Annotated in this window: 25 protein-coding genes; 12 read left to right on the forward strand and 13 right to left on the reverse strand. The window is 50.8% G+C overall.

The features are described from left to right. Window positions 1-98: 98 nt before the first annotated feature. The 4 genes from ACINK7_RS01495 to ACINK7_RS01510 all read right to left on the reverse strand — a co-directional run bounded on the left by ACINK7_RS01495 (window position 99) and on the right by ACINK7_RS01510 (window position 4,110). Window positions 99-1,373 carry a diguanylate cyclase gene (locus ACINK7_RS01495; protein WP_404359382.1) on the reverse strand — a complete coding sequence of 425 codons (1,275 nt, stop codon included), beginning with the start codon at window positions 1,371-1,373 and terminating at the stop codon, window positions 99-101. Window positions 1,374-1,459: 86 nt separating this feature from the next. After that, entirely contained in the window at window positions 1,460-2,200 is a 741-nt protein-coding gene (locus ACINK7_RS01500) for a DUF72 domain-containing protein (RefSeq protein WP_404359383.1), read from the reverse strand. A 1-nt stretch (window position 2,201) separates the two neighbouring features. After that, on the reverse strand, window positions 2,202-3,632 hold the full coding sequence (locus tag ACINK7_RS01505; protein ID WP_404359385.1) for an RtcB family protein: 1,431 nt from the start codon (window positions 3,630-3,632) through the stop codon (window positions 2,202-2,204). A 43-nt stretch (window positions 3,633-3,675) separates the two neighbouring features. Then, window positions 3,676-4,110, reverse strand: a complete 435-nt coding sequence (locus ACINK7_RS01510) for an archease (protein ID WP_404359386.1) — start codon at window positions 4,108-4,110, stop codon at window positions 3,676-3,678. Window positions 4,111-4,457: 347 nt separating this feature from the next. On the opposite strand from ACINK7_RS01510, the gene ACINK7_RS01515 reads away from it, so the two are divergent. From ACINK7_RS01515 to cydX, 5 genes are all read left to right on the forward strand, one after another. Continuing rightward, on the forward strand, window positions 4,458-5,675 hold the full coding sequence (locus ACINK7_RS01515) for an NAD(P)/FAD-dependent oxidoreductase (RefSeq protein ID WP_404359388.1): 1,218 nt from the start codon (window positions 4,458-4,460) through the stop codon (window positions 5,673-5,675). A gap of 9 nt (window positions 5,676-5,684) precedes the next feature. Beyond that, complete coding sequence (gene cydP / locus ACINK7_RS01520; protein WP_404359390.1) at window positions 5,685-5,867, forward strand: cytochrome oxidase putative small subunit CydP; 183 nt, start codon at window positions 5,685-5,687, stop codon at window positions 5,865-5,867. Between the two features lie 3 nt (window positions 5,868-5,870). Next, on the forward strand, window positions 5,871-7,445 hold the full coding sequence (locus tag ACINK7_RS01525; protein ID WP_404359392.1) for a cytochrome ubiquinol oxidase subunit I: 1,575 nt from the start codon (window positions 5,871-5,873) through the stop codon (window positions 7,443-7,445). Window positions 7,446-7,455: 10 nt separating this feature from the next. Further along, the gene (cydB, locus tag ACINK7_RS01530; protein ID WP_404359394.1) at window positions 7,456-8,595 is read left to right on the forward strand and encodes a cytochrome d ubiquinol oxidase subunit II; all 1,140 of its coding nucleotides are present in this window, start codon (window positions 7,456-7,458) and stop codon (window positions 8,593-8,595) included. A 316-nt stretch (window positions 8,596-8,911) separates the two neighbouring features. Further along, complete coding sequence (cydX, locus tag ACINK7_RS01535) at window positions 8,912-9,055, forward strand: cytochrome bd-I oxidase subunit CydX (RefSeq protein ID WP_125217353.1); 144 nt, start codon at window positions 8,912-8,914, stop codon at window positions 9,053-9,055. A gap of 83 nt (window positions 9,056-9,138) precedes the next feature. Here cydX and ACINK7_RS01540 read toward each other — a convergent pair whose 3' ends face one another. After that, a complete protein-coding gene (locus ACINK7_RS01540) occupies window positions 9,139-9,393 on the reverse strand; it encodes a DUF504 domain-containing protein (protein WP_404359396.1) in 255 nt (84 codons plus the stop codon). Window positions 9,394-9,491: 98 nt separating this feature from the next. Here ACINK7_RS01540 and ACINK7_RS01545 point away from each other — a divergent pair, with 98 nt between their 5' ends. From ACINK7_RS01545 to ACINK7_RS01555, 3 genes are all read left to right on the forward strand, one after another. Further along, the gene (locus ACINK7_RS01545; protein WP_404359398.1) at window positions 9,492-10,109 is read left to right on the forward strand and encodes a SagB/ThcOx family dehydrogenase; all 618 of its coding nucleotides are present in this window, start codon (window positions 9,492-9,494) and stop codon (window positions 10,107-10,109) included. 159 nt (window positions 10,110-10,268) lie between these two features. Then, window positions 10,269-13,424: an HD domain-containing phosphohydrolase gene (locus ACINK7_RS01550; protein WP_404359399.1), complete on the forward strand. Its 3,156-nt coding sequence runs from the start codon at window positions 10,269-10,271 to the stop codon at window positions 13,422-13,424. Window positions 13,425-13,517: 93 nt separating this feature from the next. Next, window positions 13,518-14,981 (forward strand): helicase HerA-like domain-containing protein, encoded by a 1,464-nt coding sequence (locus ACINK7_RS01555; protein ID WP_404359401.1) that lies wholly within the window; start codon window positions 13,518-13,520, stop codon window positions 14,979-14,981. 263 nt (window positions 14,982-15,244) lie between these two features. On the opposite strand, the gene ACINK7_RS01560 is transcribed toward ACINK7_RS01555, so the two are convergent. Continuing rightward, the gene (locus ACINK7_RS01560; RefSeq protein WP_404359403.1) at window positions 15,245-15,469 is read right to left on the reverse strand and encodes a hypothetical protein; all 225 of its coding nucleotides are present in this window, start codon (window positions 15,467-15,469) and stop codon (window positions 15,245-15,247) included. A gap of 1,021 nt (window positions 15,470-16,490) precedes the next feature. Between ACINK7_RS01560 and ACINK7_RS01565 the strand changes: the two genes are divergently transcribed. From ACINK7_RS01565 to ACINK7_RS01575, 3 genes are read left to right on the forward strand one after another with little or no spacing between them, the layout of a single operon-like run. Continuing rightward, window positions 16,491-16,751 carry a type II toxin-antitoxin system RelB/DinJ family antitoxin gene (locus ACINK7_RS01565; protein ID WP_404359405.1) on the forward strand — a complete coding sequence of 87 codons (261 nt, stop codon included), beginning with the start codon at window positions 16,491-16,493 and terminating at the stop codon, window positions 16,749-16,751. Next, window positions 16,751-17,029, forward strand: coding sequence for a type II toxin-antitoxin system YafQ family toxin (locus tag ACINK7_RS01570; RefSeq protein ID WP_404359407.1), 279 nt, complete (start codon window positions 16,751-16,753; stop codon window positions 17,027-17,029). The genes ACINK7_RS01565 and ACINK7_RS01570 overlap by 1 nt, the downstream gene beginning before the upstream one ends. Window positions 17,030-17,066: 37 nt before the next feature. Beyond that, window positions 17,067-17,768, forward strand: a complete 702-nt coding sequence (locus tag ACINK7_RS01575; protein WP_404359409.1) for a hypothetical protein — start codon at window positions 17,067-17,069, stop codon at window positions 17,766-17,768. 323 nt (window positions 17,769-18,091) lie between these two features. On the opposite strand, the gene ACINK7_RS01580 is transcribed toward ACINK7_RS01575, so the two are convergent. The 7 genes from ACINK7_RS01580 to ACINK7_RS01610 form a co-directional block, all read right to left on the reverse strand. Then, window positions 18,092-18,550 (reverse strand): hypothetical protein, encoded by a 459-nt coding sequence (locus ACINK7_RS01580; protein WP_404359411.1) that lies wholly within the window; start codon window positions 18,548-18,550, stop codon window positions 18,092-18,094. A gap of 9 nt (window positions 18,551-18,559) precedes the next feature. Next, window positions 18,560-18,703 (reverse strand): cation-transporting P-type ATPase, encoded by a 144-nt coding sequence (locus ACINK7_RS01585; protein ID WP_404359413.1) that lies wholly within the window; start codon window positions 18,701-18,703, stop codon window positions 18,560-18,562. Window positions 18,704-19,945: 1,242 nt separating this feature from the next. Further along, window positions 19,946-20,590, reverse strand: coding sequence for a pyridoxamine 5'-phosphate oxidase family protein (locus ACINK7_RS01590; RefSeq protein ID WP_404359414.1), 645 nt, complete (start codon window positions 20,588-20,590; stop codon window positions 19,946-19,948). Between the two features lie 60 nt (window positions 20,591-20,650). After that, window positions 20,651-21,196: a carboxymuconolactone decarboxylase family protein gene (locus tag ACINK7_RS01595; protein WP_404359416.1), complete on the reverse strand. Its 546-nt coding sequence runs from the start codon at window positions 21,194-21,196 to the stop codon at window positions 20,651-20,653. Window positions 21,197-21,444: 248 nt separating this feature from the next. Continuing rightward, on the reverse strand, window positions 21,445-21,915 hold the full coding sequence (locus ACINK7_RS01600; protein ID WP_404359418.1) for a DUF1348 family protein: 471 nt from the start codon (window positions 21,913-21,915) through the stop codon (window positions 21,445-21,447). 84 nt (window positions 21,916-21,999) lie between these two features. Continuing rightward, complete coding sequence (gene grxC / locus ACINK7_RS01605) at window positions 22,000-22,254, reverse strand: glutaredoxin 3 (RefSeq protein ID WP_404359419.1); 255 nt, start codon at window positions 22,252-22,254, stop codon at window positions 22,000-22,002. A 61-nt stretch (window positions 22,255-22,315) separates the two neighbouring features. Then, the gene (locus ACINK7_RS01610) at window positions 22,316-23,053 is read right to left on the reverse strand and encodes a cysteine hydrolase (RefSeq protein WP_404359421.1); all 738 of its coding nucleotides are present in this window, start codon (window positions 23,051-23,053) and stop codon (window positions 22,316-22,318) included. Window positions 23,054-23,370: 317 nt separating this feature from the next. Here ACINK7_RS01610 and ACINK7_RS01615 point away from each other — a divergent pair, with 317 nt between their 5' ends. Next, a complete protein-coding gene (locus tag ACINK7_RS01615) occupies window positions 23,371-25,182 on the forward strand; it encodes a sigma-54 interaction domain-containing protein (RefSeq protein WP_404359423.1) in 1,812 nt (603 codons plus the stop codon). The last annotated feature ends 79 nt before the right edge of the window (window positions 25,183-25,261 follow it).

Genomic DNA, 25,261 nt, shown 5'->3' on the forward strand with positions numbered 1-25,261 from the left:
TGGCTTAATCAGTCCGTTGCTCCAGCCAAAGCTTTATAGTTGCCGAGATACAAGTATCCCGTGCCATGGAAGGCTAATTATTTTTCCTGCAATAGAGCCTAGGTTTCGGTAATCGTTGCCTTTTCTGCATCGTCGATCTGTTTCTGATCGAATTGCTCGACTCGATTCCTGCCGTTTTGTTTTGCTAGATATAATGCCTTGTCGGCAAAACCGAGCAAACGGGCCGAGTTTAGCGTATCTTTTGGAATGACCGTGGCAACTCCCAGGCTCAATGTCACATAATGAGACACGGGCGAATTCGGGTGTCTTAATCGTCTTTTTTCGACGGCGACTCTCAGCTTCTCAGCCAACGATAGGCTTTGCTCTGCATTACAAACCGTAACCACACAAAACTCTTCACCGCCGTAACGGCAAACGAAATCGTCCGAGCGTTTGGAAAACATTTTAAGGACTTTGGCTAATTCGATCAGGCATTGGTCGCCTGCAGGATGCCCTTCGGCATCGTTATAATTCTTGAAATAATCGATATCGAGCATGATTATCGATAAGGGATATTGATGACGCAATGCACGTTGCCATTCTTTTTGCACATACTGGTCGTAATAGCGTCGGTTCGGCAAACCGGTCAACGAATCGATATAAGCCAGGTGTAATTTGGATTTTGCTCGAATAAGCTGCTTTCTGGTGCGTCTCTCGGTGTAGTGAAAAACGATCAACAACATCACGCCAAGTGAAGCAATTACGGCATGCAGCAGATAGATATGCCTTAACTGGTTTTCGACATAAGGGATGATCTTGGCCTTGGGAATGCTGACGCTGATGCCGCCCCGGATGTCGCCGATTTGATAATTCCGATGACAGCGCAAACAAGAATCGGTAATTTTCAGCGGTTCCATGTAGCGGTAAAACGGCTCGTCATGCAAGGTTGCGATATCCATAACAACGGATTCGCCTTCTTCAAATGCCAATAGCGCATTCGTTTCCCAGTCGTCCGCCTTGTTGTCCGGGCGTTTCGGATGAAGGCTGGTTATATGGAATTGAATGCCGGATTTATCGTGTTCCAGTTCAGCCAATTGACGCGTCATATAAGCTGGGTTGATCAGCGTTAGCTGACGCCCGTCGAGAGTAACGATATCGCGTTCGGGAATATCCAGGTAAGGATTGGATGGGGTTTCTTCGGTAACCGTTACGTAGACGCCACCATGTTGCGCATTCCAATGCCGCATCGTGACGATGTGTTGAAAAAACAGCCTGCCTTGCGAGAAAGCGATTTTTTTGGCCGTTTCTTGAGCGTTGTAGACTTGAAGCAAGAGTGAAATGCTGTTTAGTCCTAGCCACAACAACACAAAAAAAATAAAAAACCTCGTTTTCATGCAAAACCAACATCAACAACTATGGCGGAATATGATAACCGAGCAGACAGATTTCGGTTGAAAAAATAGAGAGTGGAGTTATTGATTTAAACCCCGGGTTGATGCTGCAATAGGGCTTGCAGGGTTAATGCATTGAATGGCGCGGCGCACTCGGCATCATTATTGAAATAGACGTGCACGGTTCGGCCTTGTTGCAAATATTCGGCAATCGTTATTGCCCATTGCGTCAACTCGCCATGACTATAGTTGGAGACATAGGTTCTGGTATGGCCATGCAAACGGATGTAGACGTGATTACCGGCCGCATGTTTCCATAGCGGCCAGGATGCCGAATCTGAAAGGCAAGAAGCGATACCGGAAGCGGTTAAAATATCAGCGGTCTCGCTGTCGAACCAGGATTCGTGTCTGAATTCGATGACATGAGCGACTTCCGTCCATTGTTTCAATGCCTCGATGAAACCGTTCAAGCGGCTGATGTCTTTTTTTAACGATTGAGGCAATTGCCAAAGCACGGCTGCTAGTTTTTCGGCCAGGGGCAAGGTGTGTTGTTTTTCTATCAATACCGAATTTTCAGGGTCTTTGAGTTTTTTGTTATGCGTCAGGTAACGATTCGCTTTCAGTGCGAATTTGAAAGTGTCCGGTGTTTCGGTATGCCATTTTTCGAATGTCGACGCTTGTTGCAGCCGATAGAAGGTACCGTTGATTTCGACGGCGTTGAAACGTTCGGCATAGAACTTGAGCCAGGCTTTTTGTGTTGTTTTTTGATAGAAGCAGTCCCGCCAATGCTGATAACTCCAGCCGCTGGTGCCGATATAAAGCTCGGTCACGTTAGCCCTTGATGCAAATGACCGGCTCGAGGCGCGCGACTTTTTTCGCAAGACCCGCCTTGTCGGCGGCGTCGACGACCGCGTTGACGTCTTTGTAAGCGGCAGGCGCCTCTTCGGCGACGCCTCGTAATGATGGGCTGCGAATCAGAATGCCTTGTTCGGCCAATTGATCGACTAGCGATCGGCCTTGCCATTGTTTCGTCGCTTGGTGGCGACTCATCGCCCGTCCCGCGCCGTGGCAGGCCGAACTGAACGAGCGTTGCTCAGCCTGTTTTGTTCCGTACAAAATATAGGAACTCGTGCCCATCGAGCCGCCTATCAAGACCGGTTGACCAACAGCCCGGTATGCGTCCGGCAAGTCGGCATGGCCGGGACCGAACGCCCGCGTCGCGCCTTTGCGGTGAATATAGACCGTCCGCTCCTTGCCTGCGATGGTATGGCGTTCCTGTTTACAGGTGTTGTGCGAGACGTCGTATAGCAGATCGAGCGAGATGCCCGGAAAAATTTCGTTCATCGCCTGGCGCGTTAAGTGCGTGATGATTTGGCGATTTGCGAGCGCGCAATTGATGCCGGCGCGCATCGCGCCGAGATAGCGCTTGCCTAGCGGCGAATTCAGCGGCGCGCAGGCCAGTTCGCGGTCGGGCAGGTTGATATGATATTGAGACGCTGCAAGCGCCATGTCCTTCAAAAATTCGGTACCGATTTGATGGCCCAGTCCCCGTGAACCGCAATGTATGCTGATCACGATCGCATCGATCTTGAGCCGGTAGGCTTCGGCGACTTCATGATCGAAAATTTCGACGACACGTTGTACTTCGAGATAATGGTTGCCGGAGCCGAGCGTGCCCATTTCGTCTTTTTGCCGTTCGCGGGCACGCGGCGAAACATATTGCGGCTCGGCGCCGTCGATGCGGCCGCGCTCCTCGGTGAATTCGAGATCGCGTGGTTCGCCGAAGCCCTGATCGACGGCCCATTGTGCGCCGCCGGTCAGCATCGCGCGCATTTCGTCGTGGTTCAAATGAATCCGACCACGGCTGCCGACTCCGGCCGGTACGCTGCGGTAGAGTTCGTCGGCCAGTTCTTTTTTGACGTTTTGCAAGTCACTCATCAACAGGTCGGTATGCAGCGAGCGAACGCCGCAGGAAATATCGAAACCGACTCCGCCGGCAGAAATTACGCCGCCTTGGTCCGGGTCGAATGCGGCGACGCCACCGATTGGAAAACCGTAGCCCCAATGCGCATCGGGCATCGCATAGGCCGCCTCGACGATGCCGGGCAGCGTCGCGACATTGGTGATCTGTTCATAGACCTTTTGATCCATTGCTTCCAGCAATCCGGGGTCGGCATAAATAATTGCCGGTACCCGCATCGGGCCCTTCGCCGGAATTTCCCAGCAGGTCATGTCGCGTTGAATGAATTGTTTGATGTTCATCGGTTTTACCCTTTATGCAGAATGTGGTGGCGCATTGCCGAATTCATACATCCACCACGCATTGGGCCAGCCAAAGCCCATCTTCGGTTTTGCGTACGGCAATTTCGGTCAAGGTCGCGCCCTTGATTTCGACGGCGGGTTGGTGTTTTGCGGGATCGGTTGGTTCGCCGGAAGCCTTTGCGATTAGAGTGTTGCCATTGATCACGACCTGAAAACGCTTGAACAATAAGCCTTTGACAGCCATCAGATAAATCAATTCATTGATCCAATCCAAAAATAAAAACTCGATATCGTCCGCTTGACAAGATACTTCGACCGTTTGATGTTCTAGAATTAAGTCGGGATCGCAGATGACCGATGTCATCGCCAGTGCGGCTTGCTCGAAAGCTTGGGCGAGCGTTGGCGCAATACCTCGAATGCCGATATCCGCCTTGTGTTCGAAGTGTTCCCAATGCGGAATCTGAGTTTTATCGGTCACGAGAAGCCTCCCGGCTGATGATTATTTTGTGAACAATGTCGCAAAGTTATGGACATTGCGTCAAGATAGTATTCAAATTAAGTTGCCCGAATAAATTTACACGCTTGTCACGATGCTAAAGTGAAGTGTTTTTTTGGGAAAGGTTGAGAAGGATTCAAAATATATTAGACATCTCTAATATACGGACCTATAATCCGAATCAAACAGGACCGAGAAATCGGGATGATGAACGGTCCGTCGGCTAATCATGCATGCTTATCAAAGGCTTGCGATTTTTTGCTCGCTGCAGTCATGTCTTGTCGGGAAAGACGCGGACATCTTGCGATTTTTACAGCAGATGAGGGCTTATGAGCACAACAACGCAACATCACCGTATTGTCGTCGCCGGCGGCGGCCCCGGCGGATTGTCGATCGCGGCGCGGCTGGCGGCGCATGGCCTTGAGGTCGCATTGATCGAACCGTCTTCGCGGCACGTTTATCAACCTTTCTGGACCTTAGCAGGAGCCGGCATCGTCGATCACGAATTATCGATTCGGCCGATGGCGGATATGATTCCTGGCGGGGTCAAATGGCTGAAGACCTCGGTGACGGGAGTTCAACCGGAACTTAATCAATTACAAACCGAAGACGGGCAGACGCTCTCTTATGATTTCCTGGTCGTCGCGCTAGGACTTCAGATCGATTGGCATAAAATCCCGGGGTTGCCCGAGCGCTTGGGGCAACAGGGCGTCTGCAGTATCTACGATTTTTCAGGCTCCGAGCAGACTTGGGAATTGATCCGTAATTTCAAGGGCGGCCATGCTGTTTTCACGTTTCCGCCGCCGCCGATCAAATGTGCCGGCGCGCCGCAAAAAATCCTGTATCTGGCCGAGGAATATTTCCGCAAGGCCGATGTTCGAGACACAACCCAAGTCAGCTATTTTTGCGCGACGCCGACGATCTTCAGCGTCAAGAAATACGCCGATGCATTGATGCGGCAATGCGTCGAACCGCGAGGCATCGAAGCGCATTTTAATTGGCGTCTGAAATCGATCGATGCCGACAATTGCCAGGCGCTGTTCGAAAATAGCGAAAGCGGCGAGGAAAAACGGGTCGATTACGATTTGTTGCATGTCGTGCCGCCGATGAGCGCTCCCGATGTAATCAAGAACAGCGAGCTCTCGAACGCCGAGGGCTGGGTCGACGTCGATAAGGCCACGTTGCGGCACAAGCGTTTCGATAATGTATTCGCGATCGGCGATTGCGCGGGTCTGCCGACGTCGAAAACTGCCGCGGCGATTCGCGCGCAATCGCCGGTGCTGGCCGCGAACTTGCTGGCCGCCGTCAGCGGACAAGCGCCGACGGCGACTTATGACGGCTACACCGCCTGCCCGTTAGTAACCGGCTACGGTAAAGCGATACTGGCCGAGTTCGATTATGAATTACAGCCTCAAGAAACTTTTCCGTTCGATCAAAGCAAGGAAAGCCTACTGCTGTATTTGTTGAAACGCTTCGTGCTGCCACAGTTGTATTGGCGGGCTTTGATCAAGGGACGCAGGTGGCCCTGGTCGAAAGTCGGTACTTAGGAGGTGAGCATGAAAATCTCGTTGACTCGTCAATTGGCAAGCGTGCTTGCCGTCAAGTTTTTGTTGCTGTGGGGCTTGTGGTTCGCATTTTTCCGTACCGAACCCCGCCCGCAAGACCGCTCCGATTTGGCGGCTCGTCTTTACGGCGAGCGGCCATCGTCCGATTTTTCTAGTTCCGAAGGGGAGAAATAAGCCATGTTTACCGGTGAAGAGGTTGTCAATCTGTCGCGTCTGCAGTTCGGATTGACGGCCATGTATCATTTTTTATTCGTGCCGCTCACGTTGGGCTTGAGTTTCATCATCGCGATCATGGAATCAGTCTATGTGATGACGCATAAGGAAGTCTATAAGGACATGGCCAAATTCTGGGGCAAATTGTTCGGCATCAATTTCGCGATGGGCGTGACGACCGGACTGACGTTGGAATTTCAGTTCGGCACGAACTGGGCCTATTACTCGCACTATGTTGGCGACATCTTCGGTGCGATTCTCGCAAGCGAAGGTCTGATGGCGTTTTTCCTCGAATCGACATTGGTGGGTCTGTTCTTCTTCGGCTGGAATCGGTTAACGAAAGTGCAGCATTTGTCCGTGACTTGGCTGATGGCATTCGGTACGAACTTGTCGGCATTGTGGATTTTGATCGCGAACGGTTGGATGCAATACCCGGTCGGCGCCGAATTCAATTACGAAACCTTGCGTATGGAATTGACCAGTTTCTCCGACGTGTTCTTCAACCCAGTCGCACAGGTCAAATTCGTGCATACCGTCGCGGCCGGTTACGTGACCGGCTCTATGTTTGTGCTTGGTATCAGCGCTTGGTATATGCGTAAGCGGCGCGATTTAGGTTTTGCACGCCGTTCTTTCGCGGTTGCGACCTCATTCGGCCTGGCATCGGTTCTGTCGGTGATCGTGCTCGGCGATGAAAGCGGCTACAGCGCTGGCGAGACGCAAAAGGTCAAATTGGCTGCAGTCGAGGCGGAATGGGAAACGCACGAAGCGCCCGCGGGCTTTACCGTGATTGGTTTTCCGGATCAAGAAGCTGAAGAAACACACTTCGCCGTCAAAATTCCTTATGTGCTCGGCTTGATTGCCACGCGATCGGTCGATGAAGAAGTCAAAGGCTTGACTGAGTTGCGCACCGAAAACATCGACAAGATTCGCAACGGCATGATCGCCTACCGCGAATTGGAAAAAATGCGTGGCGGCGATCAAACCCCGGAAACGCGCGCATTGTTCGAAGAGCATAAAAACAATCTCGGTCATGCCTTATTGCTGAAACGCTATATCGACGATGTCAGTCAGGCCGACGAGGCAATGATTCAGCAGGCCGCGAAAGACAGTTTGCCGAGAGTCGCTCCGTTGTTTTGGGCATTCCGCGTAATGGTTGCAAGCGGCTTTTTGATGCTGTTTATCTTTGCTGCATCGTTTTATTACTGCGCGACGAGACGCGCCGGACAGCAGGTTTGGTTGTTGCGCATGGCGACCTGGAGTATCCCGCTGCCGTGGATCGCTTCGGAAATGGGTTGGTTCGTCGCCGAAAACGGCCGGCAACCGTGGACGATCAGCGGCGTGTTGCCAACCTTCCTGAGCGCTTCCGAAATCAGTCCAAGCGACGTATATTTAAGCCTGATAGGATTCGCGGTGTTCTATACCGCATTGCTGGTCGTCGAGTTGTTTTTGATGTTTAAATTCATTCGCTTAGGACCCAGCAGCCTGCATACCGGTAAATATCATTTCGAATCGGCCGAAACGCCGGCAACCGCGCACTGAGGAGATAGCTATGTTCGATTATGAAACGTTAAGAGTCATTTGGTGGCTGTTCATGGGGGTGCTGATTTGCGGTTTTATTTTAAGCGGTGGATTTGATCTAGGTGTCGGCATTTTATTACCGTTTTTCGGACGCGACGACATGCAGCGCCGCGTGATGCTGAACACGATCGGGCCGACCTGGGAAGGTAATCAGGTGTGGCTGGTCACGTTGGGCGGTGCGATGTTTGCGGTGTGGCCGCTGGTCTACGCGACGCTGTTTTCGGGGCTTTATCTGGCAATGATTTTGGTGTTGTTCACGCTGTTTCTGAGACCGCCGGCATTCGATTATCGCGGCAAGCTGGAATCGCCCAAATGGCGTTCGACCTGGGATTGGGTGTTGTTTACCGGCAGCGCGGTACCGACCCTATTGCTCGGTGTGTTGGTCGGCAATCTGATACGCGGCGTGCCGTTTCATTTGAATCATGAACTGCGCTCTTTTTACGATGGCAGTTTTTTCGACTTGCTCAATCCGTTCTCTTTATTGTGCGGCGTGCTGGCGGTATTGTTATTGATGCTGCATGGCGCAATTTATCTGCAATGGCGTACCGAGGGTGAGCTTTATTTTCGCGCCCGGGCCTTTATATCGAAGTTCGGCGTCATTATTTTAGGCGCGTTGACCTTGCTCGCGATTTGGGTATTGTTGAGCATGGAGGTCTATCGCTTGCCAAATGACGCCTTATTCAATGCCGCATCCAATCCGTTGGCAAAAACGGTTGAAAAACAAAGCGGCGGCTGGCTTGCGCATTTTTTCCTGCATCCGTGGATGCTGTTCGCACCGATCATGGCCTATGCCGGTTTGTGGACCGCTTATCTTCTTGCCCGTGAACATACCTGCAGAGCGGCCTTTATCTCCAGTTGTTTAGGCTTGATTGGGGTCTTATTCACAGTCGGATTCGGCATGTTTCCTTTTTTGTTGATATCCAGCACGGACCCCGGCAGCAGTTTGACCATTTGGGACGCCAGCGCAAGCCATTTGACGCTGAAAATCACATTTTGGATTACGATCGTATTTCTACCTATTGTGCTGATGTATACCCGCTGGGCCTATAAGGTCATGTGGGGCCCGGTGACCGATAAAATGATCAGCCAAGACAAACATGGTTGGTATTAAAAAGGCGCAAGGTGCAAGAGGAAAGAGGAAAGCTTAGTAGGGTACGCTGCGCGTACCATGGTAACCCTTTGATGTTACGGTAAGTAGGTGCGCTTAGAGGCCTACAACTGACAAACTCTCGCAGGTTCAAAGTCATGTGGAGTCCGGGGATCGAGAAAATGATCTACGAAGATAAGCGTGATTGGTATTAAAAAGGTGCAAGGGGAAAGATGAAAGAGGAAAGCCTTGTAGGGTACGCATTGCGTACCTTTTGCGGGGCGCATCGGATGTGACAGACAAACGGTGCTTGCTTTAAAACCGAATCGAGGAATTAACTATGTGGTATTTCAGTTGGATATTGGGCGTCAGCTTTGCCTGCGCGTTCGGTATTATCAACGCAATGTGGCTCGAAGCCGAATGCGATTTCGATCATTGCGACATGGACAAAGCGATGCCGGGCGAAAAATGTGACGAGAGTTAGGCGTAGGTCGGGTTAGGCAATAGCCATAACCCGACATATCCCGTAAAAAATCGGGTGATTCTATCGCTGACCCGATTAGAATTCTAATGTTCGCGATGCCAAATCAAATCGCCGTTGCGGAAGATCGCCTTGACGCGGTGATAGGGCACCGAATGCAGTTCTCCGTCGCGGTCGATAACCTCGAAGGTAAAATGATCGCCCTTCGGAAAACGGATCTCGTTGAATGCGACGACGATCAGTCTGTGTTCGATACGGTCGTAATAACCGATCTTGAATTCGTCGCCCGTCCAATGTTCGTCCCATCGGATACGGTTCAATATGTCTTGTACCGGTTGCATGATTTAAATCCGCATTGAAAACTTGTCGAAATGCTACACTAAATTGGATCTCGACGACTACTGAGGTGCAAGCCGTGAACTCGATAGGATTGATCCCGATGGTACTTATTTCTCAAGCGATGGCTTTTGACGAAACGATACGTCTGCCGCAAGCGAAAGTTGCCGGATCGATGTCGCTGGAACAAAGCATCGCCGCACGACGCTCAATACGGGCGTTTGCGGCAAAAACGTTATCGATCGAGAAGATCGGGCAATTGCTTTGGGCGGCGCAAGGTATTACCGATACAAAAAGCGGCTTGCGTGCGGCGCCTTCGGCCGGTGCGTTGTATCCGCTAGAAACTTATGTCGTGCTGCCGGCCGGAATTTATCGCTATGACCCTCGGAATCACGAACTCAAACGCACCGTTGAAAGCGATCGTCGCCTTGAGCTGCAAAAAGCCTCGCTAGACCAAGATGCAGTCGGCTCGGCGCCGGCCGTTTTTGTCTTTACAGCAGTTTTCGAAAGAACCGCCATCAAATATCGAGAGCGCGCGAATCTTTATGTCCCGATCGAAGTCGGGCATGCAGCACAGAATCTATTGCTGCAAGCAACTGCTCAAGGGCTGGCCGGCGTGCCGATTGGTGCGTTCAACGATAAGCGTGTAGCGGAAGCCCTTAAACTGCCCAAAGATCAACGCCCGTTGTATTTGCTGCCGTTGGGTTATCCGGTTCAATAACGCAGATGTAAAAAAGAATTTCGGCGACCGGCAATTTTTCATGATTCTTCCGATACGGACTGGCGTTCCTAGGCAGTTTTACTCCGTGCTGATACCTTTGTCGATATGTGATGACGGCGTTTTTGATGAAAGCAATACCAACGGTTCACGAAGGGAACAATGACAATATCGCAGAAAAACAAGCAATTTAAGTTTTCCATCAAAATCACTGTTGTCAGCCTGTTTTTATTGATGACATCGTTGACCGTGATTGTCGCCATTAGTTTGCAATTTTATTTTACGAGCTCATTGGCGGTCGAATCGACTCTGATTACCTATCGTCAATCTGCTACGAGTACCAGTGAATATTTGACGGCCATGGATCGACGCGCGCTTGATGCCACGCGCATACTGGCCGGTAATCCGGAGATTCTGGGTGAAGGCCGGGTTACGGAGCGAACCCGCGACATCTTTGCTGAAGTACTCGATGAGAATCCTTTGTTCTATGCCGCTTATATCGGGTTTGGCGATGGCGATTTTTACGAGCTGATCAACCTGAATACGAGCGAAGCCGTACGCATGCAATTACAGGCATTGCCGCAGGACAGGTGGGTCGTTATCACGGTCTTGGGTAAAGGCGATCAGCGGATTCGGGCATTTCACTATTATGACGAACAATTTAATCTCCGAACCAGCCGAACAGAGCGGAGCGACTATTTAGCCAACAAGCGCCCGTGGTATATACAAGCCAAATTAGGCAAGGTTCATAAAACCGCTCCTTATCAATTTCAACACCTTCAAGCGCCTGGTCAAACTTATTCGATGCGGATCGCCGGTCAGGATGCGGTTCTGGCGATCGATGTTGCGTTGTCTACTTTGTCCGATAAGCTCAATGAACAAATATTGAGCGAAGAGAGTCGTATTTATCTTTATCAGAGCAATGGCGAAATCATTGCCTCTAGTGAAAATCGAATACCGCCGGCTGTGATGCCGAAAGTCGAGCCCCTTGTACTTAGCGACCAACAACGACAGTTGATAGAGAAAAATCCCATATTGACGGTATCGAACGAGCTCGATTGGCCGCCGTTCGATTTTGTCATCGCCGGTGAACCATTCGGCTATGCTATCGACCTATTATCGATAATCGAGCAAATGACCGGCTTGCAGTTCGACTATGTCAACGGTTATAGCTGGCCTCAGCTGGTCGCGATGTATCGTGCCGGTCAGATCGATATTTTACAGCCGGTGGTCGGTACCGAACAAAACGCCGCCTTAGGTATATTGAGCAAGGCCTTTGCCGAGCCACCGGATGGTATTCTGATGCGCAAGGATCAAACGCCGGTTACATCAATCCGGCAATTGCAGGGAAAACGGGTTGCAATACCGGCCGGTTGGTCCATCATCGCTCCTTTCAAGCAAATGTTTCCGGACGTCGACATTATCGAAGTCGATGGCGTACGAGGGTTGTTCGATGCGGTGCGGCGAGGTGAGGTCGATGCCGGTCTCGATACTGCCGCTATTCTGCATTACACGGCGCGGCAGTTTTTCTTCGATGATGTCGCGATCTATGAGGAGCTGGACTGGGAAGAATCTAAAATTCCCAATAGTTTGCACTTTGTAGTGCGACCGCAACGGAAAGAAATTATCGAGCTGATTAACTTGGCTCTGGATAATTTAACCGAACAACAGCTAGGTTGGTTAAAGTCGCGCTGGCTTATCGATGCGGAAAGGGGCTCTACTCAGGATGTTATGGTTCCATACCAAGCGCTTATCAGCTTGGCTTCGAAATCTTCCGAACTCAACAGGCTACATAAAATGGAGTTCGATGGCGAGCCGCACTTCGTCTATGTGCAGGCCATTGGCGAAAACCATCGGGCGGCCGATTTTTTTGCCGTGATCACGCCGGCATCCACCGTGCTGGCTCCTGCCGTTGCTCAGGTCAATACCGTGATATTGATTACCGGTGGCTGTTTATTATTATTGTTGCCGCTTGCTTTTTGGCTGGCTTCGTTGATTGTTAGGCCGATCAAGCATCTCGCTCTGGAAAACGAAAAGATTCAACGGCGTCGATACGGCGAACTCGACCCGATGGACAGCCATATTATCGAAATCGATGAGCTATCGGGTTCGATGATGACCATGGCTCACTCGATACAGCAGCATGCCAAAGAACGGGAAGAGTTGATGGAGTCGTTCATCCAGTTGATCGCCCAAGCCATCGATGACAAGTCAGCCTACACGGCGAAGCACTGCGCGAGGGTTCCGGAGTTGGCTATCTTGTTGGCGCAAAAAGCTGAAGAGAGTCATCGGCCGCCATTCGATACATTCGGTTTCGGTAACGAAGATGCCTGGCGCGAATTCCGTATCGGAGCCTGGCTGCACGACTGCGGTAAAATTACGACACCGGAGCACATCATCGATAAAAGCACCAAGCTGGAGACGATTTATAACCGCATTCACGAAATCCGCATGCGCTTCGAAGTGCTGTGGCGTGATGCCGAAATCGACTATTGGAAGCAATGTTTGGTCGCGCCGAATGACGAGGAACGGTGTCACCTCGAATTACAGCGGAGCCAGCAACGACTCCAGGAGGACTTTGCCTTCGTAGCCGAATGCAATTTAGGTGGTGAAAGCATGAGCGAGGCCGATATCGATAGGTTGAATGACTTGGCGCGTATCACTTGGCAGCGGCATTTCGACGACCGGTTAGGTTTGTCTCCGACCGAGCTTGCGCGCTATCCGGAGGCGCAAACACCGCTGCCGGCCACGGAGCCACTTTTGGCGGACAAGTCTTGGCATATCATCAAGCGCCTGCGAAACAACATTCATGATGAGCGCTTGGGCATCAAAATGGCGATACCGGAACATCTTTACAATTTAGGCGAATTGCACAATCTGACCGTCCCACGGGGTACCTTGACCGAAGAAGATCGTTTTAAGATTAACGAGCACATGATCAGCACGATCAAAATGCTCGACAAACTGCCGCTGCCCGATGATCTGCTCCAGGTGCCGCGCTATGCTTCCACGCATCATGAAACACTAGATGGGCGCGGTTATCCGCGCCGACTAACCGCCAAAGACCTTTCGATTCCGGAACGTATCATGGTGCTGGCCGACATTTTCGAAGCATTGACGGCGGCCGACCGACCGTATAAAGATGCAAAGCCGATCAGTGCCGCGCTCGATATACTCTATCGTATGGTGCAAGAACAGCATGTGGACCGTGATGTTTTCGAGCTTTTCCTGCGTAGCGGCGCCTATTTGGAATATGCGAAACGTTACCTGCGCCCCGAGCAGGTCGATGAAGTGGATATTCGGCGCTATCTCGGCTAATGAGCCATTGGACATTCCGGTCATTGCTCGCTTATGGCTGGTTCAACTCGTGTGATAGCATGACTGCAACTTGAGTCGGCTAAGGAGCCTACAATGAAAACAGTATTGATCGGCGGAACGGCCAACGGCCAACTATTGATGGATGCCGCGATGGCGAATCGTCACGGCGTTATTTCCGGAGCGACCGGGACGGGCAAGACCATTACTCTGCAAATTCTGGCGGAAGGTTTTTCGAGACTGGGGGTACCGGTATTCTTGGCCGATATCAAGGGGGACTTGTCGGGAATCGCGACGGCGGGGCAAGCGCACGAAAAAGTCGACGAACGCGTGACGGGAATCGGTATCGCCGACTTTCAATTCCGAGGAAATCCTTCGGTCTTTTGGGATTTGTTCGGCCGAAACGGACATCCGGTGCGCACTACGATGTCCGATTTAGGTCCTTTGTTGCTCAGCAATCTTTTGGAATTGAACGACACGCAAACCGGCGTGATTTATAGTTGTTTTAAAATCGCCGATGACGAAGGTTTGTTGCTATTGGATTTGAAGGATTTGAGGGCTATGTTGAATTGGATGGGCGAAAATTCGGCGGCACTGTCCAGGCAATACGGCAACATCACATCGGCAAGTATCGGCGCGATACAGCGGCGTCTGTTGGTGCTCGAAGAGCAAGGTGCGGAGTATTTTTTTGCCGAGCCTGCGATCGAGCTTGATGATTTTTGCCGGAGCGATTTTTCCGGCAATGGCGTGATCAGCATTCTCGATGCGACCGAATTGACGACGAAATCGCCGCGGCTGTATGCGACCTTTCTGCTATGGATGTTGTCGGAACTTTACGAAACCTTACCCGAAGTGGGCGATAGCGATAGACCGAAGCTGGTGCTGTTTTTCGACGAAGCACATTTGCTGTTCAATCAGGCGCCGAAAGTCTTAATCGACAAGATCGAACAAATCGTCCGCTTGATTCGTTCCAAAGGCGTCGGCGTCTATTTTATCAGCCAAAGTCCCTTGGATATTCCAGCGCCTATTCTCGGCCAGATGGGGCTAAAAATCCAGCATGCGCTACGCGCGTTCACGCCGGCCGACCGCAAGGTACTGAAAAGTGTCGCGCAAACGTTCAGAGCCAATCCTGGCTTCAATACCGAAACCGTGTTGCAAGAATTGAAGACCGGCGAAGCGCTGGTTTCGGTGCTTAACAAGGACGGCAGTCCGACACAGGTCGAACGTACGTTGATTCGGCCGCCCGAGTCGAAAATAGGCCCGCTAAGTGAAGAGCAACGTAGCGAACTGATCGGTCGCTCGCCGTTCAAAGGGCGCTATGATCAGATGGTCGACCGCGAATCGGCCTATGAAATGTTGAAGCACAAAGCCGAACAGCAGGCCTTCCAGGCGCAAACAGCACGTGATCTCAAGGCTTCGACAACGAAACGGTCCGGCGCTTCGAATCGGCAAAGCGTCGGCGAAGCGCTGATCAAGAGCACCGCGAGAACCATCGGCTCGCAGCTCGGCCGTCAAATCGTGCGCGGCATCATGGGCTCCTTGCTCGGCGGCAAACGCTGAGGGTGGTCGCGCGATGCGTCGCTCCTGCCATGACTTTCACAGTGTTTTTAAATCACAAGGGGGTGATCGATCCATCGAAGCTAAAGCAGGCCCCTTTTTTGCAATCGGCGATTGACTTGCCGATGATACGGATTGGCCAAAAATGGCCGAATCAGCGACAAGCTGATCAACCAAGCCGAAGGCTTCAACAACGGGACTTTGTTCATCAATAGCATGTAGGCATCGAGTTCCGAAACGACACGGCCTTTCGCGTCGCTGACATGCTACTCCATTAAGGCTTTTTGTGGGTCGATGCCCACTTCGTGTAGGCGGCTTTCTTGGCCGGTGATATCGAACCAATAAACGTCTTTTCCATGACGTCCCGCCAGTTTTTCATATTGGCGCCGGTCGCGGATGCATTTCGGACAGGCGTCGTCGTAATAGACGACCAGTTTCGTCGGGTGAGGGGCGATTTCTTTGCTTGGTTTGTAATTCTCAGGCGTTGCCACCTCATTTTATTCGTCAGGCATTAAAGACTCGAATCGCGCCCTCCAGTCTGCAAAACGGAGTTAAGCCTTACATCCATGCTTCCTTTTCCGCCTGTTTCATTGCGCCATACGCTAGAGCTTAGCTCACATCAAATTATTCGCCAACAGAAAAAAGGCATTGTAGCGATTAGTCATCGCTAACCAAACTTAAACAATGTGCATCTATACGCATGAGTATCAATGATCGATGCAAGACCCCGAAGACCACAGGCCCTTCTCGTTCAAGAACAAAAAGATCTAAATGTCAAATACAAGGTCTGACCCTGGGGTACTGGGGTATCCTGGGGTATCTGAACCTGAGGTATCCCCACAAAACGCTCGTTCCCATGCTCTGCGCTCATCGTTATACATAAGTCAAAAATTACCGTTTTGCAATCTTAGCTAATGAGTCTTCGATACCATTTATTGTTACTTAACATTTTCGACCTCGAGAGATCGCGATCAGGGGATCGCTCCCACAGAGCATCCGCCCCCCTTGTGGGAGCGACGCCTTCGTCGCGATTTCGAAGCCACTGATGTTCAATATCCGCAGATTTATCAAACAGCACCGTTTCCAGGTATACGACGAACTCTGTTTAGCAAGTTTACCGATACTTGTGTATAACGGCGAGTGCTCAGCGTGGGAATGCCGCTTTAGACGCTCTGCGTCGACTGCGGCGGGCAATCGGATTAAGAAACTGTAGAGAATGTATCGTTGCTCTTGTCGGGATTATCGACCTCTGGGGACGCAGAGCGTCCCGGGATGCATTCCCACGCAGAGCGTAGGAACGATGAAAATAATCAATATATTTATCAATTTTCAGCCATAGCAATTTGTTTTATTTGGCTATTTCGTGGGGATACCTCAGGGTCTGACCTCGATCTTTTACAAGCTGTTGCATAACAGTACTTACGCGTATTGGTAATCCAATCATCTTAGTCGATTAGTATAGTGTAGTTCATTGGAGCTACAATATTGCCTTAACCACAGAGGAGCAAGAATATGGCCGCCACCGCTTATGTACGAGCAAGAATCGACGAAAAACTTAAAGAAGAAGCTACCGCTGTGCTGGCGGATATGGGGCTTACCGTATCCGACGTGGTGCGTATTGTTTTGACCAAGGTTGCCAAGGAAAAAGCACTGCCTTTCGAGATGCGCGTTCCCAATAAACTGACTGCTGAAACGCTCGCCAAGAATGAACGCGGTGAAGATATTCATCATGCTAAAGATGCTAGTGACCTCTTTGAACAGCTTGACATCTGATGCGTCAGCCCGACTCCTCCAGCCAGTTTAAGCGTGATGTGAAGCAATCTCAAAAGCGAGGTAAAGACATGAGTAAGCTCAAGACATTATTAGGCTTACTGATTGAAGCGAAGCCGTTGCCAGCAAACTTATCTTGCCCCCATCCACTGAAAGGCGACTGGAAAGGGTTTAGAGATGCCCACATTGAGCCGGATTGGTTGCTGATATACAAAATCATAGGCGATGTAGTGCGCTTTGAGCGTACAGCTAGACATGTGGACTTGTTCGATGAATACTAAGCGCACTTTATCATGTAAATAACCGCCCTGGACATTGATGCCCCGTCGATTTAAAAAAAAGCGCCCATCTTTCATTACACTGCCTCGGCATAAACGCAGCAATGAGGTCATCCGTCTCAAAGGACGAATTAGGCGCGACTCTGACGAATATGGTGGGATGTTCACAAGCCACTTGGTTCTCGATGAACCTGGCAGACCGGATTTATACAATCAGTGGTTTGACTTCTATTTCCCCGGCCAAGATCGGTTTACAATCTGGAATGCGGAAATCGTGACAGCACGCAAGGCATTTTGGGATGCGGCCCATGAGCTTGCTTACCAACGCACGACGGCAATGTTGACGCTAGAAGAACACGCTGCTGAGTCCAATATAGAGTTTGAGCCCGCGGATTTTTCCAGAACCGGTAAAGTCTTGAGTTACAAACTTATTGAGCGTAAGAAGATGCAGTACGAGAAATTCAGTGGACTGACTTTTTACGAGCAGTGGGAAAAACTGGAATCCGAGATAGTCCGTGAAACGCCACCAACTATTTATGAGTCTTTCCGGGTTGATCGTAGCTATGCCTACGGTATAGGGCTATTCATCATTCTTGATGTAGACGTAATCGACCGTGCAGCGATTGAGCAAGCCATCACTGAATTTCGATTAATTAATGAAACCGATTGGAAGGCTGCTATTCCAGTACCGCGTGAGCGACTTCCCGTCGTGAGCGAAAAAGAAGCCTTGGCCGCTATTTAGGATTAGTTAAAACGAAATGGAGTGTTAAAAAATCGTTTTCCGAACCTATTCAGAAAACAACAGCTTGACGGAGCCAGTGGCAGACAGGTCACGGCCAAAACAGACCGTTGGAAATTCAATGAAAATTAGAAATTTATCTCAAAAGCAGACGTCCAATCCGTCATTGTTTACAATTTCGAAAACAGGCAATGTCAGGAGTTTTTACATTCTCAGAAGCCCAGGAAGCGATCAAAAAATCTTGCCACGAAGGCCAGCTTGGAGTGGCGTTTTCGCCAGGATAGGTTCGAAAATGCCTTTAAATTTCCTATATTTTTGGCCTTCGCTCATTCGTTGCCCTGCACCTGTTGGCCCTTGTGCGCATTGATCAGCATGTGGCATTCTAAGCAGGATCGCTCGAGCCTAAGCGCTGCCTCCTTGGTCAGTTCTGCATCGCTTTGTGCAGTTGCTCGTTTCAGGTCGTGTATGGCTTCATTGAAGGACTTGCCATGCTTCTCGTAGACGTCTGTGGACAGATAGCCATCAATCGTGGCGGCGTACCTTTCCATGTCCACGGCTGCGGCATTGACACGGTTGAGTCTGCCCCGAACGATCGCATCGAGGACATCTTGCATCGAGTCTGACTTTCGACGCATCAATTGGTTCTTCAAGTTGCGATGAGACGGATTCTTATCATATTCGCCGGCATAGCGCCAAACCTCGCCAAAGAGCCAAACGCCTAGAGCGACAAACAAAGCGCCACTTAAGAGCGCAACCCTCCACTGCAAGCGATTTCTTTGACTCATACTTTTCTCCTAGCAGAAAACGAAGTAAAGGCCCCGCGTTTTTGGCGATGGCAAACGATTCGGACTACTGGTATTAAGAGGTTCCTGGGCTTGTTGAGTGGATAAACCATCTCTGTCGACCCGCAAGTCTTCCAATACCTGCTTGATATACAAGGAATGCCAGTTTCTTAGTTCTTGAAATACGGCTTTTTTGTCATGATTTCTTGAAGTTCAATGGTAAAGATTGGTTCTTATTCCCATTCCAGCTCAAGCACTTTAACAAAAGTACCTTACTATTCACTGACACAAAGCAAGATTTGAATGCGGTTCTAAGCCAGGGCTAATTAGGTCGAAGCAACATATTTTCTGTTTATATGATTTAGCTTTACAGTTTTGTGAATGTCTTCTTAGCGGAAAGCTCCATTATAAAGCAGCGAAAGGGGTCACTCATTAGCCTGTCGTCGTCAATAAGCCAAACTAATCCCTTAAGCAAATTTTGGCTTTTTTTCGAATTAACTGTCTTTTAAGATCAATCTTTTCAACCTGGTATTGAACCGGTGGGTTTCGTGGTCGCGAGGTCCAAGAGTGTGGTTAAGTTGTGGGCAGCAGGGACGCTGTCCATGACTTAGGATTCGGTCATAAATAACTTCTCTATTTTATGTAGGGCTCGGTTGCTCGATTGACAGGTGTCGGCGAATTAAAGACGAGCCGGTCGATGCACTCATGTTCGCCGATAAGAAAATGCGAGAGGTCGGAAGTCGAGCCAAGGAGCTGGGGAATTTTAACGATTATGTGCTTTTGACAGAACCGGAACAATAAACGAGCCAATTTGGTGGTCTGATTCCGACCCATTTTTGCCTGTCGCGTTTCTCCAAACCGGCCAGTCAGCAAAATCCAGAGCGTGCGGGTTGGAGGTCTACAAAGCGGCCTTTGGCGACCCGACCCAACCGGCCAGAACCCGCCGTTGGCGATGTCTGCGTAATTTTTCGTCCCTATCCTCAACGAATGGCAGCTTTTTGGCGAGCAACCTTGAGTAGTCTTTGGCTCGACCCGGCCAAAAGCGGACCGCTAGATTGCCACAGCGAATGCCCCCACTTGAATGAATTCCAGACGGTCAGGTTAGCATAGATATTTTAGTACCCCTTTTTACTGTATGCTGGATCGGCAAAGAGGTTGAGGTCGCCTCGGGTTGATCAGCGTGACGTTGACCGACTGCTTGGCTGCAATGCCCTGAGTTAAGGGGGTTCGGATTTGGGCTTTCATCCCGAATGTAAAGAATGCGAAGAGCCCCTGGACAACCACAGTGACACTTATCCCATATGCTGTTGTCCGCTGCTTTCCAGCTATCATCACGGGAATCTCTCGGATTGCGTACCTGAGCATGCTGTATGCCGTTAGACAGCGTGGACATTCCTCTCATCCAGGACAGTACTCATCAGTATTCGCTATGGGTTGCAAGGTACGTAGTTCATTATTTACGGTTTCAAGTACCTCCAGGCGTTCACGAAGCGGCCGAATAGCCTCGGCAATCTCTTGCTCAGTGAAGCGGGGGGTAATGTGTTGTGGACAATTCCAGTCGTAATTTTCAAGCCGCATGCGGAAGATGCGTTCAATCTTGGCTTTATAGCTCGGTACGGTAACCAGCCGTGTTAGTGCCGGGTCGGTATCGAGCGCAATGATTTCAACATGCACGTACATCTTCAAGCGGGCACGGCGCGCATAATCCATGAGCAACAGACAAGCGCGATTTTCGGCCTTTGCGTTGCCGACGCTGATGTATTGCCGGTTGCCGCGGTAATCGGCGAAGGCAAGCGTGCGGTCATCGACCAGTTTGAGGAAGCCGCGTGGACCTCCCCGATGTTGGACGTAAGGCCAGCCGGTTTCGGATACCGTGGCAAGAAAAAAGCTATCGCGATCCGCTATGAATGCAGCCTCGTTCTCTGTGAAACGGTCAAAGGCGCGATGCCCTTTAAAGTTTGACCACAGAGCGTCAGCACCCGATTCCCTTTGCACAGCCCGGACACTGGGTGTCATTGCAATGTCGAGAAAACCATAGGACATGATGAGCCTCCTGTAAAATCGTTGAAACGGCTCGGGACATCTGTCCCGAGCCAGTTACCATCAAGCTGCTTCGAAAGCCCTGACCTCTGGAAAATCGATATCGGTCTTGGCGACCTCGTTGAGGTAGTTGGTAAAACTGTTTTCAGCAACCAGACCGATGATCTCCACGATTTGGGCGTCAGTGAAACCGGCAATCCGCACTTGTGCAATGTCTGCGTTGCTTACATGGCCCCGGTTGCGTGCGACTTTGGATGCAAAGCTCACCGCAGCATGTGCCTTTGCATCGGTCGACGCGCCTTTGCGGTTCAGCGCGATTTCTTCTGAGCTGATTTTGGCCAGATTCAAGCCCAGATAGGTATGGGCGGACAAGCAATAGTCGCAGCCGTTCACCTGCGCAACCGCCAGCGCGATGCGTTCACGCGTCTTGACGTCGAGACTCCTGGAAAGGGCACTTTGGAAGCTGGTGTACGCAGTTAGCGTTGCCGGACTGATTGCAATCAGACGAAACAGGTTTGGGACTGTGCCGAGTTGTTTGTGAACAGCATCGAGTGTGGCTTTTGATGCTTCAGGGACATTGTCGAGGGTTGGAATAGAAATACGTGACATGGTTTTTCTCCTTTATCAATGACCGCCTGTTTGAGGCGGGATTAGTGATTTCCGCTAGCCACCCGGCCAGCGGAGGTAACCGCCGGTTTTCGGCGGCTATTCGGTCGTACGTTTGCTTTATTACAAGTGCTGTGCCAGATTTATTTTTAATAAAAACAATGGGATATAAAAAACAAACACCTTAAAAATTTGCGGAACATAAAAAGTTACGGTTCGATACTCAAAAAATTGAGGAACCGACCGGCTAGTCACAGACCTAATTCGGTAAGGCCTTGGTGCCCGTCGGGGCGACGACCCAGCGGCCAGTGAAACAGGCGATGTGATTCACTGATCGGCAGGTCATTGATGCTGGCGATGCGCAGGCGCATCAGACCACTATCATCAAACTCCCAGTTCTCGTTGCCGTAAGAGCGAAACCAGTTGCCCGCGTCGTCGTGCCACTCGTAGGCAAAGCGGACGGCGATACGGTTGCCTGTGAACGCCCACAGCTCTTTAATCAGTCGATAGTCCAGTTCTCTTGCCCATTTGCGGCGCAGAAACCCGACTATTTCTTTGCGACCGGTAACGCGTTCTGCGCGATTGCGCCACTTGCTGTCGGGCGTATAGGCCAAGCTAACCTTTTCTGGGTCTCGGCTATTCCAGGCATCTTCGGCCAGGCGAACCTTCTGCGCTGCCGTTTCGGCGCGATAAGGGGGTAGTGGTGGTCTTGTTTCGTTCATGGTTTTCACCTCTTGGCTAAACTTCGCTCAAAGGCTGATGCCTTTGGAATAGCCTCAGCCTAAGGATTGGGGGCTTGCTCTCAATCAATTACATTGACTGACTTCTAATCGCTTGGATAAGTCGAGCTTGGAAAGATCGTCAAATCCGCCGATGTGTTTGCCGTCGATAAATATCTGTGGCACCGTGCGGCGGCCCGAACGTTCGATCATCTCGATTGCACGAGCTTGATTCGAGGTGATGTTAATCTCCTGGAAGTCGAGTCCTTTGGAACTCAATAGCGCCTTTGCTTGCTTGCACCAGGGGCATATATCCGTTGAGTAAATTTCGATTTTGTTCATTTGCGTGTCCTCTAGCAGATTTATTACAGGTTTTTTAAAACATTGTTGGATGCTTATTCGCTTACTTGGCCCGCATGGCTTTGACGGCTTGTTCGGTGGTCCACACCATGTTGGCCATGTAGCGGAAGTTCACTAGAGCTGCTGCGTAACCATCGCCTTCCTCGACCTGGGCCGCCGCCGTCGCGTCCGACACGACGGCCACCTCGAACCCCTGCTCGAGCAGTTCCCGCATGTGCGATTCGGTGCACAAGTTGGCGGACATGCCGGCCAGCACCACCTTGTCAATACCTTGCTTACGTAGCTGCAATACCAGATCGTTCGTCTCCGGGCCGTAGACCTTGTGTGGGCTAGTCACCGTGGTATGGCCGTCGTTGATGTAGGGTTTGTAACGCTCCAGCCAATCAGCGCCGGAGCCACTAAAGCCTTCGATCGTCAGCGGGCCCTTGCGATTGAACATGCCAATTTTGTGCATTAGGGCCTCAAGCGCGCCTTCGAACTTCCAACCGTGGTCGTGCGGGTAATAGTAGTGTGGCGAAACGAACACTGGGATGCCTTCAGTCTTCGCTGTCTTGAATAAGGCCTCGATGTTCTCCACGGTATGGTTGGCTTCGACGTTTTTGCCCACCACGCCCCAGGTAACACCTTTAGGACTGAGGAAATCGTTCTGCGGATCGGTCACAACCAGCGCAGTGTTTCCCTTTTCGATTTGCATGCCGGGATTGGGTAAGTCGGCAAGTGCGATTGAGATAGCCGCTGCCAGGGATGCTGCCGCACCTAGTGTTTTAATAATGGTTTTCATGGTTTTCTCCTGTTGTGGCTTCCGCCACAGGTCGAGTAACATAAAAAGCTAACATTTAGGGTGATTAGCGAGTTGAAGGCTGTCATTCGTATACCGCGTCTAAGATAAGGTCGAAGATTGGTATCCGATGGATGCCAATACAGCGGCGCTATTTAGCGCTCATCTCGGAATCTCCTGTCTTGCACATGTTCTATGGCAAAGTGTGTGCCATGATGAATTTCTATTAAAAACAAAGAGATAAAAAATCCAGGCCACCTCAACAAATTGCGGAACTCAAAAAGTTGTGGCCTAATCCTGAAAAAACTGAGGAGATCTTCATGATTGAATGGCTGATGCAACACGCACCTGCGCTATTGGCTGTGCTGGATGAAAACTTGGTTTGCCGTCACCTCAGCCGGGGTTGGCGTGCCAGGTTTGGTCTGTTAAGCACTGATGACAGTAATAACTTTTCAATTTCAGATCTGTTTAGTGAAGCTTCCTCGTTGGAAGAAAAACTACGGAGATCGCTCCTTGAAAGCAGCTCGCTACAGGACGTCCCCGTGTCTCTGCTGAGCGAAAGCGGCATTACTCAGGGCTTTCTATCGGCTTGGCCAATGCAGTTTGAGTCAGGATCGACGGGGCTTGGCCTGGCAGCCACTTGCAATACGGATCTGAATCGGGCGCTTGATGAACTTCGTCGCTTGCGTACCATGCACGAGTTGATACTCAAAGCCGCAGGCGAAGGGATTTATGGGCTCGATAGCAAGGGCAAAGCGACATTCGGTAATGCCGCAACCAAGGGAATTCTGGGCTGGAATCCGGAGGAAGTCATCGGAAAGCGGGTGCATGATATTCATCACCATTCGTATCCGGATGGTTCGCCTTATGTACACACTGAATGTCCAATCTACGCAGCATTACAGGACGGCGAAGTGCATAGAGTGGATGACGAAGTGTTCTGGCATATCGACGGTTCCGCCGTGCCTGTCGAGTACACCAGTACGCCGATCCGCCGGGATGGCTCCATAGAAGGTGCGGTGGTGGTTTTTCGGGATATTTCGAAACGCAAGGAGATCGAGCGGCAGCGCGAAGCGGCGTTTCAGGAGATCAAACAGCTAAAAGAACAACTGGAGCAGGAACGCGATTATTTGCGCGACGAGATAAAAACCGTGTCGGATTTTGGCGACATCATTGGCAATAGCCCGACACTGCAACGTACCATGGCCCAGATCGATGCCGTCGCCGCAACGCCGGCCAATGTGCTGATTCTGGGAGAATCAGGTGTCGGTAAAGAAATGATTGCACGCGCCATCCATGATAGGAGTGAGCGGGCCGGCAAACCACTGGTTAAAGTCAACTGTGCCTCCATTCCGAAGGACTTGTTCGAGAGCGAATTTTTCGGTCATGTGAAAGGTTCCTTTACCGGGGCGCATCGTGACCGTGCCGGTCGCTTGCAGTTGGCCGACGGCGGTACGGTGTTTCTTGACGAGGTCGGCGAAATTCCATTGAGCCTGCAAAGCAAGCTGTTGCGTGCCCTGCAAGAAAAGGAGTTCGAGAGAGTCGGTGATGAGCGGACGATCAAGGTGGATGTACGGGTTGTTGCGGCTACCAATCGAGATTTGGAAGCCGAAGTAAAGGCCGGGCGATTTCGAGAAGATTTGTATTATCGCTTAGGTGTATTTCCGATCCTGGTTCCACCATTGCGGCATCGCCGTGAAGATATAGGACTTCTGGCCGAGCATTTCCTGGAACGTACCTGTACGGAGCTTGGCCGCGACCCGATGTCTTTATCAAATCAGCAGGTGCAGCGACTCATGGCGCATAGCTGGCCGGGTAATATCCGGGAACTCAGAAACATCATCGAACGCGCAGTGATCCTGAGCACCGGCAATCGGGCGCGTTTCGACCTGGCGATGCCGGATGCAGCCGACATAACGTCAGACATAACGACAAACCCGGAACCGTCGGATGAAGCCGATTTTGTCACAGAGGCCGAGATGCGGGAACGAGAAAAGGCTAATCTGATCGCTGCACTGCGACACGCCGATTGGCGGGTGTGGGGGCCGGATGGTGCCGCTGAATTACTGGGGATTAAGCCGTCAACGCTAAAGTATCGCATGACGGTTCTGGGTATCAGCAAGCCTGGTTAAGGCCTTGGCGTTACAGCCGAATATCTTGTAGAAAATCGATTAACGCCCGATGTTTCGGATTATCCAGCAAAGGTTAGCG

The organism is Methylotuvimicrobium sp. KM1 (assembly GCF_044788715.1).
Classification (GTDB): Bacteria; Pseudomonadota; Gammaproteobacteria; order Methylococcales; family Methylomonadaceae; genus Methylotuvimicrobium.

Excerpts from the sequence above, each read along its gene's own strand:
- ACINK7_RS01495 (WP_404359382.1), bottom strand. The coding sequence starts at position 1,373 with ATGAAAACGAGGTTTTTTATTTTTTTTGTGTTGTTGTGGCTAGGACTA.
- ACINK7_RS01505 (WP_404359385.1), bottom strand. The coding sequence starts at position 3,632 with ATGAACATCAAACAATTCATTCAACGCGACATGACCTGCTGGGAAATT.
- ACINK7_RS01515 (WP_404359388.1), top strand. The coding sequence starts at position 4,458 with ATGAGCACAACAACGCAACATCACCGTATTGTCGTCGCCGGCGGCGGC.
- cydP (WP_404359390.1), top strand. The coding sequence starts at position 5,685 with ATGAAAATCTCGTTGACTCGTCAATTGGCAAGCGTGCTTGCCGTCAAG.
- ACINK7_RS01525 (WP_404359392.1), top strand. The coding sequence starts at position 5,871 with ATGTTTACCGGTGAAGAGGTTGTCAATCTGTCGCGTCTGCAGTTCGGA.
- cydB (WP_404359394.1), top strand. The coding sequence starts at position 7,456 with ATGTTCGATTATGAAACGTTAAGAGTCATTTGGTGGCTGTTCATGGGG.
- cydX (WP_125217353.1), top strand. The coding sequence starts at position 8,912 with ATGTGGTATTTCAGTTGGATATTGGGCGTCAGCTTTGCCTGCGCGTTC.
- ACINK7_RS01540 (WP_404359396.1), bottom strand. The coding sequence starts at position 9,393 with ATGCAACCGGTACAAGACATATTGAACCGTATCCGATGGGACGAACAT.
- ACINK7_RS01545 (WP_404359398.1), top strand. The coding sequence starts at position 9,492 with ATGGTACTTATTTCTCAAGCGATGGCTTTTGACGAAACGATACGTCTG.
- ACINK7_RS01550 (WP_404359399.1), top strand. The coding sequence starts at position 10,269 with ATGACAATATCGCAGAAAAACAAGCAATTTAAGTTTTCCATCAAAATC.
- ACINK7_RS01555 (WP_404359401.1), top strand. The coding sequence starts at position 13,518 with ATGAAAACAGTATTGATCGGCGGAACGGCCAACGGCCAACTATTGATG.
- ACINK7_RS01565 (WP_404359405.1), top strand. The coding sequence starts at position 16,491 with ATGGCCGCCACCGCTTATGTACGAGCAAGAATCGACGAAAAACTTAAA.
- ACINK7_RS01570 (WP_404359407.1), top strand. The coding sequence starts at position 16,751 with ATGCGTCAGCCCGACTCCTCCAGCCAGTTTAAGCGTGATGTGAAGCAA.
- ACINK7_RS01575 (WP_404359409.1), top strand. The coding sequence starts at position 17,067 with ATGCCCCGTCGATTTAAAAAAAAGCGCCCATCTTTCATTACACTGCCT.
- ACINK7_RS01580 (WP_404359411.1), bottom strand. The coding sequence starts at position 18,550 with ATGAGTCAAAGAAATCGCTTGCAGTGGAGGGTTGCGCTCTTAAGTGGC.
- ACINK7_RS01590 (WP_404359414.1), bottom strand. The coding sequence starts at position 20,590 with ATGTCCTATGGTTTTCTCGACATTGCAATGACACCCAGTGTCCGGGCT.
- ACINK7_RS01595 (WP_404359416.1), bottom strand. The coding sequence starts at position 21,196 with ATGTCACGTATTTCTATTCCAACCCTCGACAATGTCCCTGAAGCATCA.
- ACINK7_RS01600 (WP_404359418.1), bottom strand. The coding sequence starts at position 21,915 with ATGAACGAAACAAGACCACCACTACCCCCTTATCGCGCCGAAACGGCA.
- grxC (WP_404359419.1), bottom strand. The coding sequence starts at position 22,254 with ATGAACAAAATCGAAATTTACTCAACGGATATATGCCCCTGGTGCAAG.
- ACINK7_RS01610 (WP_404359421.1), bottom strand. The coding sequence starts at position 23,053 with ATGAAAACCATTATTAAAACACTAGGTGCGGCAGCATCCCTGGCAGCG.
- ACINK7_RS01615 (WP_404359423.1), top strand. The coding sequence starts at position 23,371 with ATGATTGAATGGCTGATGCAACACGCACCTGCGCTATTGGCTGTGCTG.